The sequence below is a fragment of the Halorubrum sp. SS7 genome (assembly GCF_005435055.1).
In the GTDB taxonomy this organism is placed as follows: domain Archaea; phylum Halobacteriota; class Halobacteria; order Halobacteriales; family Haloferacaceae; genus Halorubrum; species Halorubrum salinarum.
On record NZ_SGXV01000380.1, the window covers coordinates 1 to 383 of the forward strand.

Annotated in this window: 1 protein-coding gene; it reads left to right on the plus strand. The window is 64.8% G+C overall.

Going from position 1 to position 383, the window contains the following annotated elements; translation table 11 throughout:
- Positions 1 to 383, plus strand: a 383-nt coding sequence (locus EXE44_RS18480; protein ID WP_199241287.1) for a phosphatase PAP2 family protein, incomplete at both ends; no start/stop codon positions are given.

Below are 383 nucleotides of genomic sequence, written 5' to 3' on the forward strand. Positions count from 1 at the left end.
CAAGACGTGACGCCGGAGGCGACGCTGGAGTTCTTCACCGTGAGCTACATGGTCGGGTTCGCGTTCCTCCTCGTCGCGGGACCGATAACGTACTTCCTCTCGGCGGGACGCCGACAGCGACACCTGAAGGAACTGCTCGTCGCGTACATGCTGAACTACGCCGTCGGCACCGTCTGTTACACCCTGTTCATCTCGTACGGGCCGCGAAACCACTTGGAGACCGTCTCCGGACTGATGTACCGGGTGTACCCGCAGACGCAGGACCTCACCGCGGCGGTGGCGTCGAATACCAACGTGTTTCCGTCGCTCCACACCTCCCTGTCGGTGGCCGTCATCGCGGTCGCCTGGCGCTCGCGACGGACGCATCCGCGCTGGACGCCCGT